Annotated in this window: 19 protein-coding genes; 8 read left to right on the top strand and 11 right to left on the bottom strand. The window is 68.9% G+C overall.

The genetic code is table 11. The annotated features are described in order from the left end of the window. Window positions 1-212 precede the first annotated feature (212 nt). Window positions 213-1,997 carry a M28 family peptidase gene (locus ACTIFU_RS09120; protein ID WP_439577990.1) on the top strand — a complete coding sequence of 595 codons (1,785 nt, stop codon included), beginning with the start codon at window positions 213-215 and terminating at the stop codon, window positions 1,995-1,997. 42 nt (window positions 1,998-2,039) lie between these two features. Here the strand turns inward: ACTIFU_RS09120 and ACTIFU_RS09115 are convergent, their stop codons facing one another. From ACTIFU_RS09115 to ACTIFU_RS09080, 8 genes are read right to left on the bottom strand one after another with little or no spacing between them, the layout of a single operon-like run. Continuing rightward, window positions 2,040-2,420 carry a M20/M25/M40 family metallo-hydrolase gene (locus ACTIFU_RS09115; RefSeq protein ID WP_439577989.1) on the bottom strand — a complete coding sequence of 127 codons (381 nt, stop codon included), beginning with the start codon at window positions 2,418-2,420 and terminating at the stop codon, window positions 2,040-2,042. Next, a complete protein-coding gene (locus ACTIFU_RS09110; RefSeq protein ID WP_439577988.1) occupies window positions 2,327-2,935 on the bottom strand; it encodes an SDR family NAD(P)-dependent oxidoreductase in 609 nt (202 codons plus the stop codon). Before ACTIFU_RS09110 ends, ACTIFU_RS09115 begins: the two co-directional genes overlap by 94 nt. Continuing rightward, window positions 2,928-3,695 carry an SDR family NAD(P)-dependent oxidoreductase gene (locus tag ACTIFU_RS09105; protein ID WP_439577987.1) on the bottom strand — a complete coding sequence of 256 codons (768 nt, stop codon included), beginning with the start codon at window positions 3,693-3,695 and terminating at the stop codon, window positions 2,928-2,930. Before ACTIFU_RS09105 ends, ACTIFU_RS09110 begins: the two co-directional genes overlap by 8 nt. Before the next feature lie 2 nt (window positions 3,696-3,697). Continuing rightward, complete coding sequence (locus ACTIFU_RS09100; RefSeq protein ID WP_439577986.1) at window positions 3,698-4,468, bottom strand: SDR family NAD(P)-dependent oxidoreductase; 771 nt, start codon at window positions 4,466-4,468, stop codon at window positions 3,698-3,700. 16 nt (window positions 4,469-4,484) lie between these two features. Next, entirely contained in the window at window positions 4,485-6,449 is a 1,965-nt protein-coding gene (locus ACTIFU_RS09095) for a hydantoinase B/oxoprolinase family protein (RefSeq protein ID WP_439577985.1), read from the bottom strand. Between the two features lie 9 nt (window positions 6,450-6,458). Beyond that, complete coding sequence (locus ACTIFU_RS09090) at window positions 6,459-8,498, bottom strand: hydantoinase/oxoprolinase family protein (protein ID WP_439577984.1); 2,040 nt, start codon at window positions 8,496-8,498, stop codon at window positions 6,459-6,461. Between the two features lie 5 nt (window positions 8,499-8,503). Then, window positions 8,504-9,256, bottom strand: coding sequence for an SDR family NAD(P)-dependent oxidoreductase (locus ACTIFU_RS09085; RefSeq protein ID WP_439577983.1), 753 nt, complete (start codon window positions 9,254-9,256; stop codon window positions 8,504-8,506). After that, a complete protein-coding gene (locus ACTIFU_RS09080; RefSeq protein WP_439577982.1) occupies window positions 9,253-10,284 on the bottom strand; it encodes a ketopantoate reductase family protein in 1,032 nt (343 codons plus the stop codon). The genes ACTIFU_RS09085 and ACTIFU_RS09080 overlap by 4 nt, the downstream gene beginning before the upstream one ends. 129 nt (window positions 10,285-10,413) lie before the next feature. Between ACTIFU_RS09080 and ACTIFU_RS09075 the strand changes: the two genes are divergently transcribed. The 6 genes from ACTIFU_RS09075 (at window position 10,414) to ACTIFU_RS09050 (ending at window position 16,400) form a co-directional block, all read left to right on the top strand. Further along, window positions 10,414-12,009, top strand: coding sequence for an ABC transporter substrate-binding protein (locus ACTIFU_RS09075; RefSeq protein WP_439577981.1), 1,596 nt, complete (start codon window positions 10,414-10,416; stop codon window positions 12,007-12,009). Between the two features lie 40 nt (window positions 12,010-12,049). Further along, window positions 12,050-13,054, top strand: coding sequence for an ABC transporter permease (locus tag ACTIFU_RS09070; RefSeq protein ID WP_439577980.1), 1,005 nt, complete (start codon window positions 12,050-12,052; stop codon window positions 13,052-13,054). Beyond that, a complete protein-coding gene (locus ACTIFU_RS09065) occupies window positions 13,054-13,908 on the top strand; it encodes an ABC transporter permease (RefSeq protein ID WP_439577979.1) in 855 nt (284 codons plus the stop codon). The genes ACTIFU_RS09070 and ACTIFU_RS09065 overlap by 1 nt, the downstream gene beginning before the upstream one ends. Beyond that, the gene (locus ACTIFU_RS09060; RefSeq protein WP_439577978.1) at window positions 13,898-14,935 is read left to right on the top strand and encodes an ABC transporter ATP-binding protein; all 1,038 of its coding nucleotides are present in this window, start codon (window positions 13,898-13,900) and stop codon (window positions 14,933-14,935) included. Before ACTIFU_RS09065 ends, ACTIFU_RS09060 begins: the two co-directional genes overlap by 11 nt. Then, the gene (locus tag ACTIFU_RS09055; RefSeq protein ID WP_439577977.1) at window positions 14,932-15,903 is read left to right on the top strand and encodes an ABC transporter ATP-binding protein; all 972 of its coding nucleotides are present in this window, start codon (window positions 14,932-14,934) and stop codon (window positions 15,901-15,903) included. Before ACTIFU_RS09060 ends, ACTIFU_RS09055 begins: the two co-directional genes overlap by 4 nt. A 149-nt stretch (window positions 15,904-16,052) precedes the next feature. Next, window positions 16,053-16,400 carry a hypothetical protein gene (locus ACTIFU_RS09050; RefSeq protein ID WP_439577976.1) on the top strand — a complete coding sequence of 116 codons (348 nt, stop codon included), beginning with the start codon at window positions 16,053-16,055 and terminating at the stop codon, window positions 16,398-16,400. Between the two features lie 349 nt (window positions 16,401-16,749). Here the strand turns inward: ACTIFU_RS09050 and ACTIFU_RS09045 are convergent, their stop codons facing one another. The 3 genes from ACTIFU_RS09045 to ACTIFU_RS09035 are packed head-to-tail and all read right to left on the bottom strand — an operon-like array spanning window position 16,750 to window position 20,063. Then, on the bottom strand, window positions 16,750-17,673 hold the full coding sequence (locus tag ACTIFU_RS09045) for a plasmid partitioning protein RepB C-terminal domain-containing protein (RefSeq protein ID WP_439577975.1): 924 nt from the start codon (window positions 17,671-17,673) through the stop codon (window positions 16,750-16,752). Continuing rightward, window positions 17,670-18,572 carry a plasmid partitioning protein RepB C-terminal domain-containing protein gene (locus tag ACTIFU_RS09040; RefSeq protein ID WP_439577974.1) on the bottom strand — a complete coding sequence of 301 codons (903 nt, stop codon included), beginning with the start codon at window positions 18,570-18,572 and terminating at the stop codon, window positions 17,670-17,672. Before ACTIFU_RS09040 ends, ACTIFU_RS09045 begins: the two co-directional genes overlap by 4 nt. 33 nt (window positions 18,573-18,605) lie before the next feature. Further along, window positions 18,606-20,063 carry a recombinase family protein gene (locus tag ACTIFU_RS09035; RefSeq protein WP_439577973.1) on the bottom strand — a complete coding sequence of 486 codons (1,458 nt, stop codon included), beginning with the start codon at window positions 20,061-20,063 and terminating at the stop codon, window positions 18,606-18,608. A gap of 379 nt (window positions 20,064-20,442) precedes the next feature. Between ACTIFU_RS09035 and ACTIFU_RS09030 the strand changes: the two genes are divergently transcribed. Next, window positions 20,443-20,695 (top strand): baseplate hub domain-containing protein (locus tag ACTIFU_RS09030; protein WP_439577972.1); only part of this gene is annotated, 253 nt, incomplete at its 3' end.

Genomic DNA, 20,695 nt, shown 5'->3' with positions numbered 1-20,695 from the left:
GGCCTTGCCAGCGGAGCATCGTCACGATACGGAAACTCTGCTCCATCCGACGGCCGCCGGCAAACCCCCATTGTTGGGGTATGCCGCGCGAATGCCCGGCTTCTGCCGCCGCGACGAGCCGCCGCCGGCACGGCGCGTGTGCAGAGTGCCCACGCGGTGTGCAGCGACGAACCCGAGCGTGGCGCCCGCCGGCGGCGCCCTGGATCATGCCGATGCCCGACACCCTGCTGCCGATCGCCAAGCCCGCAGCCTTGGATCCCGTGGAGTCGGAGATCCTCGGCGCGATCGGCCTCGACGTGCCTTGGTCGCTGGTCGAGACGTTCGCCGGCACGCCGCGCTGGAAGCCGGCCGACGTCAACGCCGCCGCAGCGATCCTGGCGGAGCGGCTGCGCGGCTTGGGCGTGCCGGTCACGGTGCATATGCCGAGGATCTTTCTCTCGATCCCGTTCGACGCGTCGGTCGAGGCGGGTGGGCGGCGCTTCCGCGCCAAACCGCCGTCTGCCGCGCCGTCGGTGCCGGAGGGGCGCGCGGGCGATCTCGTCTACCTGCCGGCGAACCGCAAGGCGCTCCGCTCCTACGCAAAGTCCGTGACCGAGCTGTTCGGTCGGCCGGAATCCGAACTCGCGGAACTGACCGCACGCATCCGCGGCCGGATCGTGCTGACCGAGGGCTTCGGCAACCCCGCGCTGACGCAAATCGTCGAGGAATGGGGCGGGATCGGGCTGATCGCCATCAATCCCGGCGTGGACATCCACTGGGGCACCTGCACGACGGTGTGGGGCACGCCCGACCTCGACGACCTGCCGCGCAAGCCGAAGATCCCGGTTGTCGCGGTGAACAGCGAGAGCGGAGAGGCGCTGAAACAGGTCGCCGCCGCCGGCGGGCAGGCGACGATCTTCACGACACTCGAGGAAGGCTGGTGGGAGCAGGCGGTGCCGGTCGCGCACATCCCTGGCGCCACGGAGCCGGAGAAGTTCGTGCTGCTGCACGGCCACCTTGATTCCTGGGATGTCGGCGTCGGCGACAACGCGACCGGCGACGCGACGATGCTCGAACTCGCCCGCGTGTTCTGGGAGAAGCGTCACCTGCTGAAGCGCAGCGTGAAGATCGCCTGGTGGCCAGGCCACTCGACCGGCCGCTACGCCGGGTCCACCTGGTTCGCCGACGCCTTCGCGCAGGATCTGGATGAGAACTGCGTCGCCCAGGTGAACTGCGACAGCCCCGGCTGCCGCTGGGCGACCTCGTACCACCAGACGACGACGATGAGCGACACGCGGGAGTTCGTCCGCAAGGTGATCACCGACGTCACCGGCACCACCACCTTCGCGCCCAAGCGGCCGAACCAGGCGGGTGACTACTCGTTCAACAACATCGGCATCAGCAGCTACTACATGCTGTCCTCGACGATGCCGCAGGCGCTGCGCGAGGAGAAGAACTACTACGACGTCTCGGGCTGCGGCGGGAACATCGCCTGGCACACCGAGAACGACACGCTGGAGATCGCCGACCGCGCCAACCTGCTGACCGACATGCGGATCTATGCGCTGTCGGTGCTGCGTCACGCCAATGCCGCGGTCCTTCCCTCCGACTGGCGTGAGACGGTGCGCGAGTTCGCCGAGACGGTCGCCCGCTACGAGGCTGCGTCGCAGGGCATGGCGGACCTCTCGCCGTCGAAGGCGGCGGTCGCGGCGCTCGCCGAGGCGCTCGACCTGTTCCATGCCGGGGTCGCCGACGGGCGGGTCGCAGCTGAGCGCGCGAACGAGGTGATCCAGGGCCTCGCGCGTATCCTCGTGCCGCTGAACTTCACGCGCGAGCCGCGCTTCCGCCACGACCCCGCCTACACCGTGCCGCCGCTGCCGAGCATCGCCGTCGCCGAGGAGCTGCCGAAGCATTCGCCCCAGACGCGCGGCTTCGCCGAGACGCAGTTGCTGCGCGGGCAGAACCGGCTGGTGGCGGCGCTGCGTGCAGCGACGCGGCTGGTGCAGTCTGCGGGGTGACACCCGCAGTGGGGGGCGCGCGTCCTTCGGGGCGCGCGCCCCTCAGCGCAGCGTCTCGATCAGCCGGTAGATCAGCCGCGCCCGCGGCTCCAGGCTCGAGACATAGAGCTGCTCGTAGTGCGTGTGGCCGCCCTTACCGTCCACGCCGAGGCCGTCGAGCGTCGGCGCGATCGTGGCGGTGAAGTTGCCGTCCGATCCGCCGCCGGTCTTGAGGTCCTGCAACTCGAGGCCCGTCTCCGCGGCGAGCGCCTTCGCGTGCTCGAACAACGCGTCGATGCGCGAATCCTTCTCGTAGGGCGGGCGGTTGATGCCGCCCGTCACCGTCACGGTCACGCCGTCCTCGTGCGGCGCAAGCGCCAGGATTGTGTTTCGGCGTGGAATAGGGACCCCACTGTGGGGTCCCGTTTCCAAGCCGATTGACACTCGGGCGCGAGCTCGCCGGCGAGCTGGCGCGTGAACTGTGCGACGCCCGCCTTGGCGACCGCATAGGCGGTGGTGCCGGGATGGCCGACCTCGCCGAACACCGAGGCGACATTGACGATCCGTCCGCCCGGTCGGGCGAGTAGCGGCAGCGCGTCGCGGGTGATGCGCAGCACCGCTTTCGGGTTGGTGTCGATGAAGCGGCCGATCAGCGCGTCGTCGGACTCGGCGAGCGGCTTCGAGCCGCCGACGCCGGCGTTGTTCACCAGGATGTCGATCCGTCCGAACGCGACGCGCGCAGCCTCGGCGAGGGCGCGCCCCGCGCCCGGCGCGGCGAGGTCGAGCGTGAGCGCCATCCCGCCGCAGGTGGCAGCGGTTTCCGTGACTACGGGATCGATGTCGGCGAGCAGCACGCGCGCACCGTCGGCGGCAAGCCGGCGTGCGGTCGCGACACCGATGCCGCGCGCCGCCCCGGTGACGATCGCAGCCCGGACGGCGAAGCGCGTCGCGTCAGGCAAGCTTGCCTCCGTCCACCGGCAGCGCCACCCCGGTGATGTAGCTCGCCGCGTCGCTCAGCAGGAACAGCACGCTCTCGGCGACCTCATCGACGGTGCCGAAGCGGCCCATCGGATTGCGCGCGCGGAACGCCGCCTCGCGCGCCGCGATCGCCGCCGCATCGCCCGCCTGGGCGAAGGTATCGCGCAGCATCGGCGTTTCGATCGGGCCGGGACAGACGCAATTGGCGCGGATGCCCTGCCCCACGTGGCTGACCGCGAGCGATCGCGTCAGCAGCACCACGGCCCCCTTGCTCGCCGAATAGGCCGGCATGGTCGGGTTGCCGGCGAGCCCCGCACCGGAGGCGAAGGTGACGATCGCGCCGCGCCCGGCCGCCAGCATCTGCGGCAGCACCGCGCGCACGGCGAGCCAGGTGCCCTTGACGTTCACGGCAAACAGCCGGTCCCAGTCGGCTTCCGATACATCGGCGAGCGGCGCAGCCGGGCCAAGGGTTCCGGCGGCAGTGGCGTGCAGTGCGATCGGGCCGAGCGGCGCAGCGGCCGCGAGCACGCGCGCATGGTCGGCGGAGACGGTGACATCGCCCACGACGCGCACCGCGCCCGGACAGGACGCGGCGGTCTCGGCCAGCCCCCCGGCGTCGCGGTCGAACAGCACCAGCCGCGCGTCCTCGGTGGCGAGCCCGATCGCGGTCGCGCGGCCAAGCCCGGAGGCCGCGCCCGTGACGACGCCGACCCGCCCAGTGAATCGATCCGGCCGCCCCATGGTCAGCTTCGCGCCCGCGTCGCCGCGCCCTCGCGCCGGTTGATCGCGCCGCCGCCACCGACATCCAGCACCGATCCGGTGATGTAGTCGGCCGCGTCGGAGCAGAGGAACAGCACCGCGTCGGCAAAGGCGCCGGGCCGCCGCCCGCGCCCGACCAGCGACCGCCCGACGACCGCCTCGGCATAGCCGGGCGGCATCGTGACAAGCGCGCTGCCTTCGGCGAACGGCGGGCGCGCGCTGTTGACGCGCACGCCGCGCGGGCCGAGCTCGATCGCGAAGGCGCGCGTGAGGTACTCGAGCGCGCATTTCGAGGCGCCATAGGGCACGCCGTTGCCGCGGATCACCTCGGCGGCCGAGGAGGTGACATTGACGATCGCGCCGCGTCCGGCGTCGGCCATGGCGCAGCCGATCCCCTGCATCAGCCGGAACGGCGCACGCGTGTTGATGTCGAGGATTCGGTCGTACTCCGCCGGCGTGACTTCCATCAGCGGGATGAACGGATAGACGCCGGCGTTGTTGACCAGCACATCCGGCGCGCCGGCCGCCGTCGCCGCCGCGACTAGGCTGTCGATGCCCGAGTCCGTCGCGAGATCGGCTTCGTGCAGCGTGATGCGCGCGGGCGCGATGCACTCCGGCATGGCCGCGGCGAGCGCGGCCTCGCTGCGATCGGCCAGCAGCAGCGAGGCTCCCTCGGCTGCGAAGGCTGCCGCGAGCTCGCGGCCATAGACCCCGGCCGCACCGGTGATCACGACCGTCTGGCCGGAAAAGCGCATCGACGCTGTCCTCTTCTCAGTGCGCGATCTGGGGGAATTCGGCCTGCAGGGCTGCGAAGGCTGCGCGCACCTCGCTGCCGTCGCCGCGTCGGTCTGGATCGGCCTCGACGAGGGCGAAGATGCGCCGCTTGGCGTAGTGGCGCCAATGCACGGGCAGGCGGGCGAGAATCCCGGTCAGCGCGTCGTAGTTCGCCTCGGTCCAGGTCTGCTCGTAAGCGTTACGTTCTGGCCCAGCATCGAAATCGCCCGGCGGCGCGGCGGCAAGTTCCGCCCGACGGGCCGCCGTCGCTGCCGCGTCTCCGGCCACCACGCCATAGTCGCGCACGGCCGCCTCGGCCGTGACCTTGCCGGCGGCAAGGTCCGCCAGCACCACCTCGACGGGGCGCTGCCAGGCCGGGCCCCAGCCCGACCCGCCCGAGCAGACGATGCGGATCACGTCGCCCGGATCGAGCGTGACCACGTCGGTGTTGCCAAGATTCTCTGCGCGGTTGGTGCCGGGGTTGCGCCAGAACGAGGAGGCCGCGCCGGGCCCGCCGCCCTGCACGCCCCAGGAGCGGAAGCGCGTGCGATCGCGGTTGCGCGCAGTGACGACCGTGCCTGGCGCCTGGACGCGGAACTCGAGCACCGTCGCCAGTCCGCCGCGATGCAGCCCGGCGCCGCCGCTGTCGGGTTCAAGCCCATAGCGGAGGATGCGGATCGGCACCTCGGCCTCGTTGATCTCCACCGGCGTGTTCTTGAGGAAGCCGTTGTTGGCGCCCGAGCCGTCCATGCCGTCGCCGAAGGGCGAGCCGCCGGCGCCACCCGTGATCGGGTCGATCGCCGCCATCACGCGCCGCCCCGTGCGGCTGTCGGTGGTGTTGACGTTCATCATCGGCCCGCCGCTCGCGGGGCCGGCGGGCAGCCGATCGGGCACTGCGCGCTGGAACGCACCCATGATCACGCCCTGCAGCCGCGCGCAGGTCATCGAGCGCATGCCGACCGCGGCCGGGAAGACCGGGTTCAGCACCGTCCCTTCCGGCACGATGCAGGTGCAGGGACGGGTCAGCCCGCCGTTCAGCAGCACGGAGCTGTCCAGCGTGTAGAGCGCGTAGTTCCAGCCCACCATCAGCAGGATGTGGCGCGGATTGTTGCCGGTCGGCATGTTCAGAGAGGCGGCGAGCTGCGGATCGGAGCCGGTGAAGTCCATCACCGCCTCCTCGCCACGGATCTTCAGGTTCAGGTGCAGCCGGCAGGGCAGGCCGTTGGGCGAGTCCTCGTCGAGATAGTCGGTGAAGGGATAGTCGCCGTCCGGGATCGCGGCGAGCACACGCCGCGCCTGGCGTTCGCCCAGGTCGAGCAGGTCGCGGATGCCCTGGCGGAACGTCTCGATGCCGAAGCGGCGGATCATCTCGTGCACCTTGCGCTCGCCGGTCGCGACCGAGGCAAGCTGCGCCTTCAGGTCGCCCCAGTTCTGGGTCGGCGCGCGCACGTTCAGCAGCATGATGTCGAGCAGCCGCTGGTCGAGCGTGCCTGCGTTCACCAGCTTGCAGGGCGGAAAGCGGATCCCCTCCTGGTGCACCTCGGTCAGCGCGCGAGAGAGCGAGGCCGGCACCGCGCCGCCGACATCGGTGTTGTGGATGTGGCCGACCGCGAAGCAGACGAGCTCGCCCTGCCAGAAGATCGGCTTCCAGAGATGCAGGTCCGGAGGGTGCGTACAGACGAACCCGCTATAGGGGTCGTTGGTCATGCACACATCGCCCTCGCGGTAGTCGTCGATCGCGCGGATCACCGGGCCGTAATCGAGGCCGACGAACCAGGTCGCGCCGAGCTCGCGCGGGGAGGCGAAGGTCTGCCCGTCCGGCGTGGTCAGGCCGGTGGTGAAGTCCTCGGTCTCCTTGACGAAGGTGGAGTGCGCGGTGCGGAACAGCGTGAACGCCATGCTCTCGGCGGCCGCCTGAGCGTGGTTGCCGAGAATCTGGAGCGTGACGGGGTCGATCGACATCGCGGGGCCTCAGGCGAGGGTCAGGCGGAGATTACCGAAACGGTCCACCTCGCCAGACATTCCGGGCGGGACACAGGTGGTGCAGTCCTCCTGCAAGACGATGCAGGGGCCAGCGAAGCGGTGCCCATGGCGGAGGGAGGCGCGCGCATAGAGCGGCGCCGTGCGGCGCGCCCCGTCGAGCCAAATCCCGACCTCGCGCAGCCGCTCGGGCGTGCCGGTCTCGCGCGCCTGTTCGGGGAAGCGCGGTGGCGGCACGGACCCCTCCACCACCATGCGGAGCGCGATCGCCTGGATCGGCGCCTCGGGATCGGCATGGCCGTAGAGGCGCTCATGCGCGCGATGGAACGAATCGGCGATCGCGGCAAGGTCGGCGCCGGCGAGCCAGGCCCGATCGAGCGGCACCTCGATCTCGAAGGACTGGCCGCGATAGCGCATCTCCGCCGAGGGCTTCAGCGTCACCTCGCCCTGGAAACGCTGGTCCTCGCGGATCCAGCGCATCGCCTCCGCCTCCAGCCGCGCGAAGGCGTCGCGGATGCGCGGCAGCGAAGGCGCGTCGAGATCGGCATAGACCGTTTCGATCACGTCGCCGCGGATATCGGCGATCAGCCCACCGAGTGCTGAGAGCACGCCGGGCGTGGTCGGCACCAGCACCTCGCGCATGCCGAGCTCGCGCGCGAGCAGCGCCCCGAGCATCGGCCCGGCCCCGCCGAAGGGCAGCAGGCAGAAGTCGCGCGCATCCACGCCCTGGCGCGCGGCGAGCTTGCTGATCTCGCGGTACATGCCGCTGATCGCGACCTGTACGATCGCCTCGGCCGCCTGCTCGCGCGTCCGCCCGAGCGGACCCGCGACCGTGTCCACGGCCGCCTCGGCGAGGTCGCGCCGCACCGAGACGCTGTCATAGCCGAGCGCGCCGTGGCCGATGAAGCCGAGCACGCACATCGCATCCGTGATGGTCGGCCGCTCGCCGCCGTTCCCGTAGCAGGCGGGCCCGGGCACGGAGCCCGCGCTCTCGGGTCCGACCGTGAGTCGCTTGAGCGCATCAACCGCGGCGATCGAGCCGCCGCCGTCGCCGATCGATGTCACGGCGACGGTCGGGATGAAGAGCTGGAAGTCGCCGACGCGCTCGCCGGTGCCGTAGCTTGGCGCACCGTCGGCGATCACCGCGACGTCGGCGCTGGTGCCGCCGATATCGAGGCTCATCGCGCGCGCGAGGCCGGCCTGGCGCGCGACGAAGGCCGCGCCGATCGCGCCGGCCGCCGTACCGGAGAGCAGCATCTCCACGCAGCGCGTCTTGCCGAGCTCGGCGCGCATCACCCCGCCGTTGGACTTGGTCACCATCGGCTCGGCGGCAACGCCGGCCCGCTTCAGCGCCGCCTGCAACGAGCCGAGATACTCCGCGACGCGCGGCTGGGCGTGGCCGTGCACGGTGGCGGTGACGGTGCGCTCATACTCGCGGATGATCGGCCAGACATCTGCGGAGCAGTAGACCGGCAGGTCGGGGCGCCTGCGCGCGATCGCCGCCTTGGCCGCGTGCTCATGCGTCGGGTTGCGGTAGGCGTGCAGCAGCGCGAGCACGATCCCCTCCGCGCCGGCCGCCTCGGCCTCGGCGAGCGCGGCGTCGACCGAAGCCTCGTCGAGCGGTTCGAGCTCGGTTCCGTCGGCGCCGAGCCTTCCGTCGATCTCGAACACGCGCTCGCGCGGCACCAGCGGCTTCGGCCGCTGCGACAGAAGGTGATAGGGGTCCGGCGATTTCAGCCGCGCAAGTTCGAGCACATCGCGGAAGTGACGCGTGACGAACAGCGCGAGCCTGATCCCCTTGCGCTGGATCACCGCATTCACGCCCACGGTCGTCCCATGCGTGAACCACGTGATCGCGTCCGCACCGATGCGGAAACGGCGCTCGACACCGTCGAGCCCGGCGATCACCTCGGCGCCGGGCGTGGCCGGGGTGGAGAGCACCTTCAGCGTCGACAGCGCCCCCGTCGTCTCGTCCAGCACGCAGAAATCCGCGAAGGTCCCACCGATATCGACACCGAGCCGGTAGGACATGCGCGTCAGATCTCCCACTGGAAGCCGTCGATGGTGATCGCCTGGCCGGTGATGAAGAAGGGCTCGGCGGTGGCGAGGAAGGCGACGAGCTGCGCGACGTCCGCGGGCTTGCCGACGCGCTGGAGCGCGATCTTCTTCGCCAGCTCCGGCCCGCGCGAGCGCGTCAGCGAGTTGCCGATCTCGGTCTCGATGATGCCGGGGCAGACCGCGTTGATCGCGATCGTCGGGCCCAGCTCCTTCGCGAGCGCCTTCGTCATGCCGATGATCCCGGCCTTGGCGGCGGCGTAGGAAAACTTGGAGACCGCGCTGGTGACACCGCCGGTATGCGCGTTGAGCGAGGACATCGAAACGATGCGCCCGCCCCCGCCCTCCAGCATCATCGGCACGAAGGCCTGGATGTAGTTGAAGCAGGATTTCAGGTTCACCGCGATGGTGCGGTCATAGGCCTCCTCGGTGATCTCGAGGATGCCGGTCGGGTTGCCGCGGCCGGCATTGTTGACCAGCACGTCGCAGCGGCCGAACCGCGCCTTCACGGCCGCGGCGATCTCCCTGGCGCGGGCGTGATCGGCGACATCCGCCTCCTCGATCATCACCGCGCGGTCCATCGCCTCGACCTCGGCCATCGTGCGCTCCATCTCCGGGCGCAGCAGGTCAACGATGACGATGTCGAGGCCACGCTCCGCTAGAGCGTGGACACAGCCGCGGCCGATGCCGCGCGCCCCGCCGGTGACGACGGCGACCCTGTTCCCCGATGTCATGCGCTCCTTCCTTCCGCGACGGCCCTCAGGTCCTCGGCAAGCACCCTGCCGATGCTCTGCCCGCCGCGCTCGACCGCGCCGATCAAGGCGACAAGCCGATCGAGCGTGGGCGTGGCGATGCCGTGTCCCTTGGCCGCGCGCAGCACGGGGGCGAGCTGGGCGGCGGAGTCCGTCGGGCGCTTGCGCACCGCGAGGTCGCGCCAGACGCCGGAATAGGGCTTGGCCGTGCCCTCATTGAACGCGACCATCGTCGCGATCGAGGCGTCGATCCCTGCGGCGTCGTTGCGCGCGAAGGGCGCGGGCTCGAAGCCGTTGAACCCGCGCGGCGTCACGCCCTCGGCAGAAGCGACGGCCAACACCTCGCGCACCAGCGCGACGTTCAGGGTGCGCAGCGTCGGGTCGCCGATGAACCCCGCGATCGTCATGTCGGCGACGGCGCTCGCCTTCAGCAGGGCCCCGTAGCCGGTCTTGCCCCAGAGATAGGCGAAGATGTCACCGGTCAGTTCCGCATCCGGCTCGAAATCCTGCAGCAGAGCATGCCACGCCTCGATGCGCGCCGTGCGCGTGCCGTCGAGCTCGCCGATCACCACCGCGCCGCGATTCGCGTAAAGGATCTCGCCGGGTGCCTGCCAGTCGGCGCCGAAATTGACGAAGGCGCCGATCGTGCGCTCGCGGCCGACCACCGCGGCGATCTCGATCTCGTTCAGGCCGTTCTGCGCCGAGACAACCGCGCCGTCATCGGCGAGATGCGGCGCCAGCTGGCGGATCGCCGTCGCCGTGTGGTGCGCCTTTACCGCCAGGATCACGCGCCGGAACTGGCCGCGGGCGGTGTCGGGCGTGAAGGCCGGGGCGCCGACCGCGAAGCGCGCGACGGGGCCCTCGATCGAGAGCCGCCCGGCGGCGATCGCCCCGACATGCGCCGCGTCCACATCGACGAACGCCACGTCGTGGCCCTGCCGCACGAGGAACGCGCCGATCGTGCCGCCGATCGCCCCCGCGCCCCAGATCAGGACCGGCCCATCCGTCATGTCCGCTCGTCATGCCGCATCGTGGCGAACGCTAGGCGCGCATGACGAGGAGGGCAACAGTCCGTCACGTCTTGACGTATGCCTGCGAGAGTGACCAGCATAACTGAGCAATCACTGGGGAGACGAGCAATGCGGAAGCAGAACAACCCTGCGTCCGCGGCCGATTTCGGCCGCCGTGATCTGTTGAAGGCCGGTGCCGCCGGGGCAACGGTCGCTGCGACGGGACTGCCGCGCGAAGCCGCGGCGCAGCGCGGTGGCGGACGGATCGTGTTCGCCAATGGCAGCGCCTACGACACCATGGATCCGCACGCGACCTTCGATGTCGGCCGGGTCGCGTATCGGCTGAACTGCTACGACTCGCTGCTGCGCTGGCTGGACAACCCGCCCAAGCTCGAGCCCTGGCTCGCGGAGTCCTACACGGTCGGCGAGGACGGCAAGCGCTACACCTTCAAGCTGCGCGAGGGCGTGAAGTTCCACGACGGGACGGAACTGACCGCCGAGGACGTGGTCTACTCGATGGAGCGCATCCTGGCGGTGAAGAAGGGCGCATACCCGCTGTTCGCGACCCTGGTCGATCCCGGCAGCACCCGGGCGGTCGGCAAGTACGCGGTGGAGTTCAACCTCAAGGCGGCCTCGGCGATCTTCGCGGCGACCACGCATGACGTCTATGTCGTGAACTCGGCGCTGGTGAAGCGCAACGAGCGCAACGGCGACTGGGGCCAGGAGTGGATCGCGCGCAACGACGCGGGCTCTGGCTCCTACATCATCCGCCGCTTCGACCCGGCGCGCGGCTTCCTCGCGAGCCGCTTCGACGACCACTTCCTCGGCCCCGCCGGCCTCGCCGAAATCGACTTCCGCTACGTCGCCGAGGTGAACTCCCGCGTGCTCGGGCTGATCCGCGGCGACTTCCAGGGCACCGATCCCTACATGCCGCAGGACCAGATCGCGCGGCTGCAGACCGATGCGAACCTGAACGTGATGGAGGCGGAGTCGACGCGCCTGTTCTATGCCTGCATCCACAACCAGCGCGCGCCGATGAACGACGTCAACTTCCGCAAGGCGCTCTGCTACAGCTTCGACTACGACGGCTGGATCAACGACATCCTCGGCAAGTCGGTGGTCCGCAACACGCACGTGATCCCGAATCCGATGTGGGGCGCGCCCAAGGACGTCGCCGGCTACACCTTCGACATCGACAAGGCGAAGGCGCATATCGCCCAGATGGGCTCGCCGCCGCGCGAGATCGTCATCGCCGGCATGATCGGCTACGAGCAGTCCATGCAGGCCGCAGCGCTGTTGCAGAACGGCCTGACGCGCGCCGGCGTTCCAAGCCGACTGCTGAACGAGCCGTGGCCAGTGGTCTCCAACAAGATGCGCGACCCGGAGCAGATGTACGACGTGCTGTTCCTGTGGCGCAGCACCTACTATGCCGATCCGCACAACTGGGCGGGCGAGCTCTTGCACACCAACCGGCACCGCGGCGGAAACGCGAGCTACTACAGCAATCCCGAGGTGGACCGACTGCTGAACGAGGCGCTCGCGACCGCCGACCAGGAGAGGCGCGCACCGCTTTACGAGCAGGTCGCGCGCATCTCCAGCGAGGAGGCGGGCGGCATCTACATCCACAACACGAAGTGGTTCGGGCCCTACCGCAAGAATGTCAGCGGCGTGCGGTTCTGCCCGATCGGCGACGGGCAGGAGATGCGCTGGCTCAGCATCGCGTGACCGTCCTTCGCAATGACGGGGCGGCGCAAGGCGCCGCCCCGTGAAAACGCTTGTCCTGATCGTCAACCGGCTGATCTGGTTCTTTCCCACCGTGCTGGGGCTGCTGGCGATCGTGTTCTTCATCTCGCACGTGATCCCGGCGGATCCGGCCGCCTTCGTCGCCGGCGAGAACGCCACCCCCGAGACGATCGCGGCGATCCGCGAGCGGCTCGGCCTCGATCAGCCGCTGCACATTCAGTTCGTCCGCTACATCCGGGCAATCCTCGACGGCGATATGGGGCGGAGCATCTTCACCGGCCGCCCCGTCGCCGAGGACCTGATGAGCCGGCTGCCGGCCACGCTCGAACTGACATTCGTCACGATCGTGGTGGCAAGCGTGATCGGCATCCCGCTCGGCGTCCTCAGCGCGCTCAGGCGCAACACCTGGCTCGATCACACACTCCGGGTGGTCACGATCGCCGGGCTTGCGATCGCGAGCTTCTGGTTCGCGATCCTGCTGCAGCTGCTGTTCTCGATGCGGCTGGGCGTCACGCCGCTCAGCGGCCGGATCGAGGGCTGGGGGCCGGAGCCGATCACCGGCTTCTACGTGATCGATGCGCTGATCCTGTGGGACATCGAGGTCCTGTGGGATGCGCTGCATCACATGGTGCTGCCGGTCGCGACCCTCGCCCTCCCGGCCGCCGCGACCATCGTGCGCTTCACCCGCGCGGGCGTGCTGAACGCGCTCGAGAGCAACTACGTGCTGTACGAGACCGCGATGGGCTACCCGCGGCGCCTGGTGATCTGGAAATACGTGCTGCGCAATGCCCTGATCGGCACGGTGACGCAGATCGGCCTGATCTTCGGCATCCTGCTCGCCGGCGCGGTCGTGGTCGAGGCGGTGTTCAGCTGGCCGGGGCTCGGCCTGTTCGCCGTCAACGCGATCCTGAGCTCCGACTACAACGCGGTGATGGGCTTCACGCTGATCGCAGGCACGATGTTCATCGTCGTCAACCTGGCGGTCGACATCCTGCAGGGCATGATCGATCCGCGGGAGACGCGCTGATGCGCCGGGTCATGCGCAAGCTTGCCGAGGATCGGGCGGCGATGCTCGGGCTCGGCCTGATCGTGCTGCTGGTGCTGGTGGCGATCTTCGCGCCCTGGCTCTCCACCCATCCGGGCGATGTGACCGAGTTCCACACCGCGCGACGGTTGAGCCCGCCCGGGCCGGAGAACTGGCTGGGCACCGACCGGATGGGCAGCGACATCTACTCGCGGCTGCTGTTCGGCGCGCGCATCACCATCACCATCGCCGTCACGGCGATCACGATCGCCGTGATCATCGGCGTGCCGATCGGGCTGGTGGCCGGCTACTACGAGGGGCTCGGCAGCGACCTGCTGATGCGCGTCTCGGACATCTTCCTCGCGGTGCCGCAGATCGTGCTGGCGATCGCGATTGCGCAGACGCTCGGCCCCTCGATCGAGAACGTCATCCTCGCCCTCTCCGCCACCTACTGGCCGTTCTGGGCGCGGCTGGTCTATGCCGAGACTCGGTCGATGAAGAACGAGCCCTTCGTCGAGGCCGCGATCGCGCTCGGCTGCTCGCCGTTCCGTGTGATGGTGATGCACATCCTGCCCTCGATCTCGTCCTCGATCATCGTGCGCACCACGATCGGCATGGGGGGTACGATCCTGACCGCGGCGACGCTCGGCTTCCTCGGCCTCGGCCCGCCGCCGCCGACGCCGGAATGGGGCCGCACCATCGCCGAATCGCGCGAGTTCCTGCCGATGGCCTGGTGGTACGCGGCCTTCCCGGGGCTTGCGATCTTCATGGTGGTGATGGGCTTCAACCTGCTCGGCGACGGGCTGCGCGACGTGCTCGATCCCCGGCTGCGGCGCGCGGGTCAGCATGGCAAGTGAGCTGATCTCGGTCCGCGATCTGCGCGTCTCGTTCGGCTCGGATGCCGGGATCGCCAAGGTGCTCGATGGCGTCGAGCTGTCGATCCGGCGCGGCGAGATCTGCGGCCTCGTCGGCGAGTCGGGCTGTGGCAAGACCACGCTCGCGCGCGCGATCCTCGGCATCCTGCCGCGCAACAGCGCACGGATCGAGAGCGGCGAGATCCGCTTCGACGGTCGCGACCTGCTCGGCGTGCCCGAGGAGACGCTGGCGCGCGAGGTGCGGGGGCGCGAGATCGCCTACATCCCGCAGGACCCCTCCACCGCGTTCAACCCGGTGTTCACGATCGGTACGCAGATCGACGACCTGATGCGCTTCAAGTCGCCGCTGCTGCGCGGCGGGACCAGCGACCGGCAGGGATTCTTCAACAGCTACCCGCGCGAGCGGCGCGCGGCCGATCGCGCACGCGTGCTCGAGCTTCTGCGGCTGGTGCAACTCCCCAACCCGGAGGCCGTGCTGCGCAAATACCCGCACGAGGTGTCGGGCGGACAGCGCCAACGCCTGATGATCGCGATGGCGCTGCTGCCCGAGCCCAAGCTGGTGATCGCCGATGAGCCGACCACGTCGCTCGACGTCACCGTGCAGGCACAGATCCTGAAGCTGCTGAAGCAGCTCGCCCGCGAGCGCGGCGTGGCGGTGCTGTTCACCACGCATGATCTCGGTGCCGCCTACGAGATCTGCGACCGCATCACGGTGATGTATGCCGGGCAGGAGGTCGAGGAGGCGCCGGTCGACGGGTTCTTCGAGCGGCCGAGCCATCCCTACACGCGCAAGCTGCTCGACAGCCTGCCGTCGTCCGAGGCCGGCATCCACGGCATCGCCGGCGAGATTCCCCGCCTGATCGATCCGCCGAGCGGCTGCCGCTTCCATCCGCGCTGCGAGCGTGCGAGCGCGATCTGCCGCGCCGAACGGCCCGCCCCCGAAGCGATCGACGCCGTGCACAGCGTGCGCTGTCATCACAAGCTGGCCGCGCCGGAGGCCGTATCGTGAGTGCAGCCGAGACCATCCTCGAGGTCTGGGCGCTGCGGAAGTACTTCCCGGTCCGCAATGTCTGGAAGCGGCGGGTGGGCTGGCTGCGTGCGCTCGACGACGTGTCCTTCTCCGTCAGGCGCGGCGAGATTCTCGGCATCGTCGGCGAGTCGGGCTGCGGCAAGTCCACGCTCGGCAAGACGCTGATGGGGATCCACACCGCGACCGCGGGGCGCGTCGTGTTCGAGGGCCACGACATCGCCGGGCTCAAGCCGCACCAGAGCCGGCGCTTCCGCGAGCATCTCCAGTACTGCTACCAGGACCCGGGCGCATCGCTCGATCCGCGCTGGACCATTCGCGGCTCGCTGCACGAGCCGCTGGTCGTGCATACGACGCTGCCGGAACAGGAGCGCGAGGCGCGCGTGCGCGAGATCCTGCGCGCGGTCGGCCTGCCCGAGACGCACCTTGATCTCTATCCGCACGAGATCAGCGGCGGCCAGCAGCGCCGGGTCGGGCTCGCGCGCATCCTGACGCTGAAGCCCTCGGTGGTCATCCTGGACGAGCCGACCTCGGGGCTCGATGTGTCGGTGCAGGCGACCATCCTGAACCTGCTGCTGTCGCTGCGCGAGCAGTTCGGCCTGACCTATCTGTTCATCTCGCACGACCTCTCGGTCGTGCGCATGATCTGCCAGCGGGTGGCTGTGATGTATCTCGGGCGGGTGGTGGAGATCGGCGACACCGAGGCGATCTTCAGCACGCCGCGCCATCCCTACACGCAGTCGCTGCTGGCGGCGATCCCGCGGATCGGCGGCCCGCGCGTTACCGATACCTTCGCGCTCGAAGGCGAGCCGCCGAGCCCTACCGAGCTGCCGTCAGGTTGCCGGTTCCGAACGCGCTGCCCGAAGGCTCAGCCGCGCTGCGCGGAGCAGGACCCCGAGCTGCGCGTGGACTGGGACCGGCAATCCGCGGCCTGTCACTTCGCCGCGTGAGCCGGTCCGCGTCGATCGGAGCGCGCCGTGGCTGACCAGTCGCCCTCGGCCGCGGCTCAGCGCAGCGCGCCTGCCTCTTGCGGGCTGCACAGCGCGTCCATGGTCTGCCGCAGGTGCGCAGCGATAATGCTCTCCGCCGCGTCCGGATCATGCCGCGCCAGCGCCTCGAACAGCGCCGAGTGCTCGGCCTGCTGACGGGCGGTGCCCAGTTCGCCGGCGCGCGCGGCGCGCTCGCCTGGGGCGGCACCGCCGGCGGCACGGCGAATGCGCGCACGATCGGGCTGACGCCGGCGCTGACGGCCTACTTCGCCGGGCTCGCCGTGCGTTTCATCAACGGCGTGGACGCGAACACCGGCGCCGCGACCCTGAACGTGGACGGGCTCGGCGCGGTGGCCGTCCGCAAGGGCGACGGCAGTGTCGATCTGGACCCCGGCGATCTCGCCGCCTCCGCGCTCGTCACCGTGGTGCACGACGGGAGCGTCTTCCGCCTCGCCTGATCCTGCTTCCCGCTTCGCCGCTCCGGCCCCGCCGGCCGTCCCAAGGGACGCGCCGGTGGGGCCTTTCGCGCGTTCGGGGGCGGCGCCCCGACGTGAGCGGGCCTCTGGCCAATGCCCCATCGGCACGAGACCTCCGCAAGATCGGGCAGAGCGTCCGAGACATCACTGCGTCCCGTTCACTCTGCCCGTAGCCGTCAAGTTAAGTGTTGTCGGCCGATCCGATGACGACCGGCCTGGTGGGCACCGTACGGGTTCGCCGCCATCCCCACCACCGCGCTCGATCCGCCCCATCGTGCGGCGTCTCCCGCGGTCCCCGCGCTTGTCGGGTCCGGGTCCCCGTCAGTCGCTGTTACGCCGCCGTTGAATCGGCCGGCAGCAAACTGTCGATCTCCGCGATGGATTGAAACTCGCTCAGGTACTCCGGGTGGTGCTGCGACAGCCACCGTACGATCCGAGCGTTGCCGAGCAGCTTCCGGACATAACCTTTGGCGACCGTCAGGTGCAGATTGTCGATGCCATAGGTCTCCTCCACGGATCTCACCTGCGCCTGCAGGCTCGCAAGCTCCCGCTCCAGGCGCATGATCTGCTCCGAGGCGGCCGTGCGCGCGCGGCCGAGCTTGTTTGTCCGGGGCTCGACCAGCTGGGCTTCGGGTGTTGCCGCAAGGATCGCCTTGGCAAAACTCGCAGTGTAGTTGTTCTGGCCGCTCATCAGCTCGGCCGCTTCCACCTGACGGATGGGGCCCATACACCTCAGGACATCGAGCGTTGCGGCTGGACACGACGTCTCCTTCAAGATCTCAGCCGCCTCGGGACAAATGCCATTGAGCAGCCGCGCGTGCCTCCTGATCGTCTGCACCTCGACACCCAGCGCCTCCGCGATCCGCTCTTCCGGTACCCCTCGATCGATCGCTCGAAGGATCATGCGGTGCTCCTGGATCGGCGGCAGTCGGTTGATCCGCTTGTTGTACGAGTAGGTCTCATCGTCGGTCGCTACAAGGCACTCAACCTCGGTCACTCCAAGATCTCTGAGAGCCTCGATCCTGAGGTGGCCATCGAGCAGAAAATATCGCCCCGGACGCTCGCGGTCTGGAGTGACCACCGGTGCTTCAACGAGCCCGACGGCACGCACCGACGTCAGAATCTGGGCGTACTTATGGCTCTCCTTCGTACCCGGCCGCATGACCTTGAGTGGTGCAAGCTGCGCGAGGGGAACGACCACGCTCTCCCGTTCAAAGCCGTGCCTCACACCCTTGCCCGTCGTGCTCTCGATCATCGCGGGGTATCCCCGTCAATGCGCGCCGCCAGGGCTCGTGGCATCGTGGCAAGCGCTTCGGCACGTAGAAGCGTCGTGAAAGCGTCATCACCAAGGAGATCTCTCAGTGCCTCAACGATGAAGAGAAGCCGCGCCTGTGCGAAGTCTGCCTTGCGCGCCAGCAGCCGCTGTCGGTTTGCCTCACGCTGGTAGACCCGTAGCAGGTCGTCTGCTGTCGGCCGCGCGGTATGCGAGCGCCGACCAAGGCCCTTGTCTCTTCCACCTCGTTTGGCTCTGAGGCGGCGATCGAGGAGCCGACGAACGGCGCCGAGCTTCTTGCCCCGGATCTTGCCGCTCTCGTACGCTTCCATCAGGATCGTTTGTGCCTCCCCGCTTTCGGCCTGAGCAATCTCAGTCGCCATGGCGACCGGAATCAGGCCGGTCTCAACGGCGGCCACCAGCCGATCCTCGCCGCGCTCGAGCAGTGTGACGACTTGGTTCACCCAGCTTCGCGAGCATCCGATCTTTTCTGCTATCTCAGCCTCACCGTAGCCACGCTTCGCAAGGCTGCCGATTTCGTTCATAAGGTCGATCGGACGATGCTGCCGCCGCGCAATGTTCTCGACGAGGCTCATCACCAAGCATTCCGGTTCGGATACGTCGATCACCACAGCGGGAACCTCAGCCTCGCCCAACATCCGGAAAGCCTCAAGCCGCCCCTCGCCACAGATCAAGTCGTAGCGCACTTCGTTCTCGGTCTCACGACGGCTGACCGTGATCGGCCGCTTGAGACCGATGGCTGAGATACTGTCGACGATCTCCTGGTGCTGGCGTCGATTTCGAGCACGGGGGTTGAGGACGTCGATCGCATCCACGGGGATCATCTCAATGTGCTGCATGTGCGAGGGGATGCGCATCATGCAGCCTCGCGGACGGGAACTGGTGCTGCGAGCTCAGATGAGGATGTCGAGCGTCTCGAAGCGATACGCGTCGAGCGATAGCTCGTTCTCTTCGGCGAGCCGGATCCGCGCACTCACCACGTCGATCCTCGGGAGGATGTAGAAATCGAGCGGTCGCTGGTTCCGGATGTCCATACGCACTGCGACCGTAATGTCAGGATTGACGCTGGTCGCGAACCGAAGCCGCCAGCGGAGCGCGCCGGCCGGAGTCTCCTGACAGCGCGCGATGATGACTGACACAGAGAGCTCGCCATTCAAGTCGAGAAGGCCCGTTGTCTCCGAGTGCAGTACCAGCAGGCCAGCGTGACGAAGCGCCGCCACGATCTCGATGACCACCTCGGCATGCCGGCGGCGGAGCGCCCGGTTGATCTCGATGTAGCGGTAGTCGCGGCGGGGCGTGTAACCGACGAGGCGATAGGCCCGCAGCAGGCTGCCGAAGCGATGGCGATAAGTGCTGCTTGAAGGTGCTCCGTCGACCTCGTCTATGATCAGCCCAGACAAGCGGCCGCGGTTCGCCAAGATGCGGCCGAGGATCTCGAGCATCTCAGCGTCCGACAGGCGTCGCGAGCGTTCGCGGATGATCACCTGTGCGGCGTCGAACAGGAAGCGATCCACAATGGGCTGGAAGGCGGCGTCGCGCCGCACCCACATCTCGCGGCTGTTTCGCATTCGAGCGCCGTGCAGCTTGCACGAGAGGCGGTTCCAGACGTTATCCCCAGCGTATTTCTCGTTGATTAGAACCTGGTGGACGGTGCCACGAGTCCAGGGTCGGCCCAGGTCTGTACGGATGCCCCTGCCGTTCAGGATATCGGCGATCTCGCGCTCAGGGTGACCCTCCTGCACGAAAGCGCGGTAGATCCAGCGCACCGTATCGACTTCGTCGGGCGGTCCGGGAATGAGGACGACGCGGTCGGTCTGGATGCTCTTCTGGTCCCCGCGAGACAACTCGCCCTTGGGCACGCCCGCGCCGTCGACGAGGCGTCGACGAAGCCCGAAGCCGGCCGGCCCACCCTGGCGAAAGCCGAGCTCGATGAGGCGGCACTGACCGGCGAAAACCTTGACCGAGAGCTGTCGGCTGTACTCGCCGGCCATCGCACGCTTGACCCCCTTGACGATCGTTGCGATGGGGCTGCCGTCATTCTCGAAGCCGTCGGTGCAATACTCGACGGAGATGCCTGCACGCCGACACAGATACTCGTAGTAGGCGCTCTCGTCCGCGTCCTGGAACCGTCCCCAGCGGCTCACGTCGTACACGAGGATCACGCTGAAGTCGGCGCGGCCACTTCGGACGTCGTCGATCAGGCGCTGCAGGGCGCTACGCCCGGTGATGCTGAGGCCACTCTTGCCGTGATCCGCGTAGGTCTGGACGATCTCAATGCCCCGTTGCGCAGCATATCGGCGGATTGCGTCCGACTGATTCTCGGTCGAGTAGCGTTGGTGGTCGGTCGACATCCGGACGTATTCGGCAGCACGAACCGGCCCGCTTGCTTGCTCCGCCGACCTCCCAGTTGGACGTCTTGCCACACGGCGCCCCTTTCCATCACGGGCCAAGCACGTCTGCGCGCGGATGCTTCCTCGGCCAAGCCCGATGGCAGCCCGGCGCGTACCGCACCCCAGCCTCCAAAGCATCCTACATGGCTGAGGTAGAGCGATGCGCACGAAGAAGGGCAACTCTGTGCACTCGAAGGGCAACTTGTTGCACGTCTCCGGGGCGTCCTCCCCGGGCGTAACCTACGCAGCAGCGATCGCTGCTGCTCTACGCTCCGAGACGAGATCTGCGGGCCACGGCGCAAAGGCCCTCATGAGGTGGTCGGGTGCCAGTGAGCGTGCAGTGAAGGGATGGCTTGCCGGACGCCGGGGCCCGAGCGGGGCGCATCTCATCGGGCTGATGGCCCACGGCACGGTGTTCGGCTTCACCGATCACGATGCCGACCTGGTGGTGGACGGCGTGACCTATCGTGCGCGCACGGGCTACCGGCGGGCGGCGATCGCCGCACTGCCGCGCGACCGCGAGGTGATCGCCTATTGCCGCGGCCCTTGCTGCGTTCTCTCCTTCGAGGCGATCGATGCGCTGCGACGCCGCG

The organism is Elioraea sp. (assembly GCF_051860475.1).
Lineage (GTDB): Bacteria > Pseudomonadota > Alphaproteobacteria > Acetobacterales > Acetobacteraceae > Elioraea.
The sequence above is the reverse complement of the archived record's forward strand: the minus strand, read 5'-3'. Positions and strand labels throughout refer to the sequence as shown.

Bases quoted from the DNA above. Each gene is read 5' to 3' on its own strand.
- ACTIFU_RS09045 (WP_439577975.1), bottom strand. From the start codon at position 17,673: ATGATCGAGAGCACGACGGGCAAGGGTGTGAGGCACGGCTTTGAACGG.
- ACTIFU_RS09080 (WP_439577982.1), bottom strand. From the start codon at position 10,284: ATGACGGATGGGCCGGTCCTGATCTGGGGCGCGGGGGCGATCGGCGGC.
- ACTIFU_RS09040 (WP_439577974.1), bottom strand. From the start codon at position 18,572: ATGATGCGCATCCCCTCGCACATGCAGCACATTGAGATGATCCCCGTG.
- ACTIFU_RS09100 (WP_439577986.1), bottom strand. From the start codon at position 4,468: ATGCGCTTTTCCGGCCAGACGGTCGTGATCACCGGTGCGGCCGGGGTC.
- ACTIFU_RS09035 (WP_439577973.1), bottom strand. From the start codon at position 20,063: ATGTCGACCGACCACCAACGCTACTCGACCGAGAATCAGTCGGACGCA.
- ACTIFU_RS09060 (WP_439577978.1), top strand. From the start codon at position 13,898: ATGGCAAGTGAGCTGATCTCGGTCCGCGATCTGCGCGTCTCGTTCGGC.
- ACTIFU_RS09085 (WP_439577983.1), bottom strand. From the start codon at position 9,256: ATGACATCGGGGAACAGGGTCGCCGTCGTCACCGGCGGGGCGCGCGGC.
- ACTIFU_RS09075 (WP_439577981.1), top strand. From the start codon at position 10,414: ATGCGGAAGCAGAACAACCCTGCGTCCGCGGCCGATTTCGGCCGCCGT.
- ACTIFU_RS09090 (WP_439577984.1), bottom strand. From the start codon at position 8,498: ATGTCCTACCGGCTCGGTGTCGATATCGGTGGGACCTTCGCGGATTTC.
- ACTIFU_RS09050 (WP_439577976.1), top strand. From the start codon at position 16,053: ATGCCGCGCCAGCGCCTCGAACAGCGCCGAGTGCTCGGCCTGCTGACG.
- ACTIFU_RS09095 (WP_439577985.1), bottom strand. From the start codon at position 6,449: ATGTCGATCGACCCCGTCACGCTCCAGATTCTCGGCAACCACGCTCAG.
- ACTIFU_RS09065 (WP_439577979.1), top strand. From the start codon at position 13,054: ATGCGCCGGGTCATGCGCAAGCTTGCCGAGGATCGGGCGGCGATGCTC.
- ACTIFU_RS09120 (WP_439577990.1), top strand. From the start codon at position 213: ATGCCCGACACCCTGCTGCCGATCGCCAAGCCCGCAGCCTTGGATCCC.
- ACTIFU_RS09105 (WP_439577987.1), bottom strand. From the start codon at position 3,695: ATGGGGCGGCCGGATCGATTCACTGGGCGGGTCGGCGTCGTCACGGGC.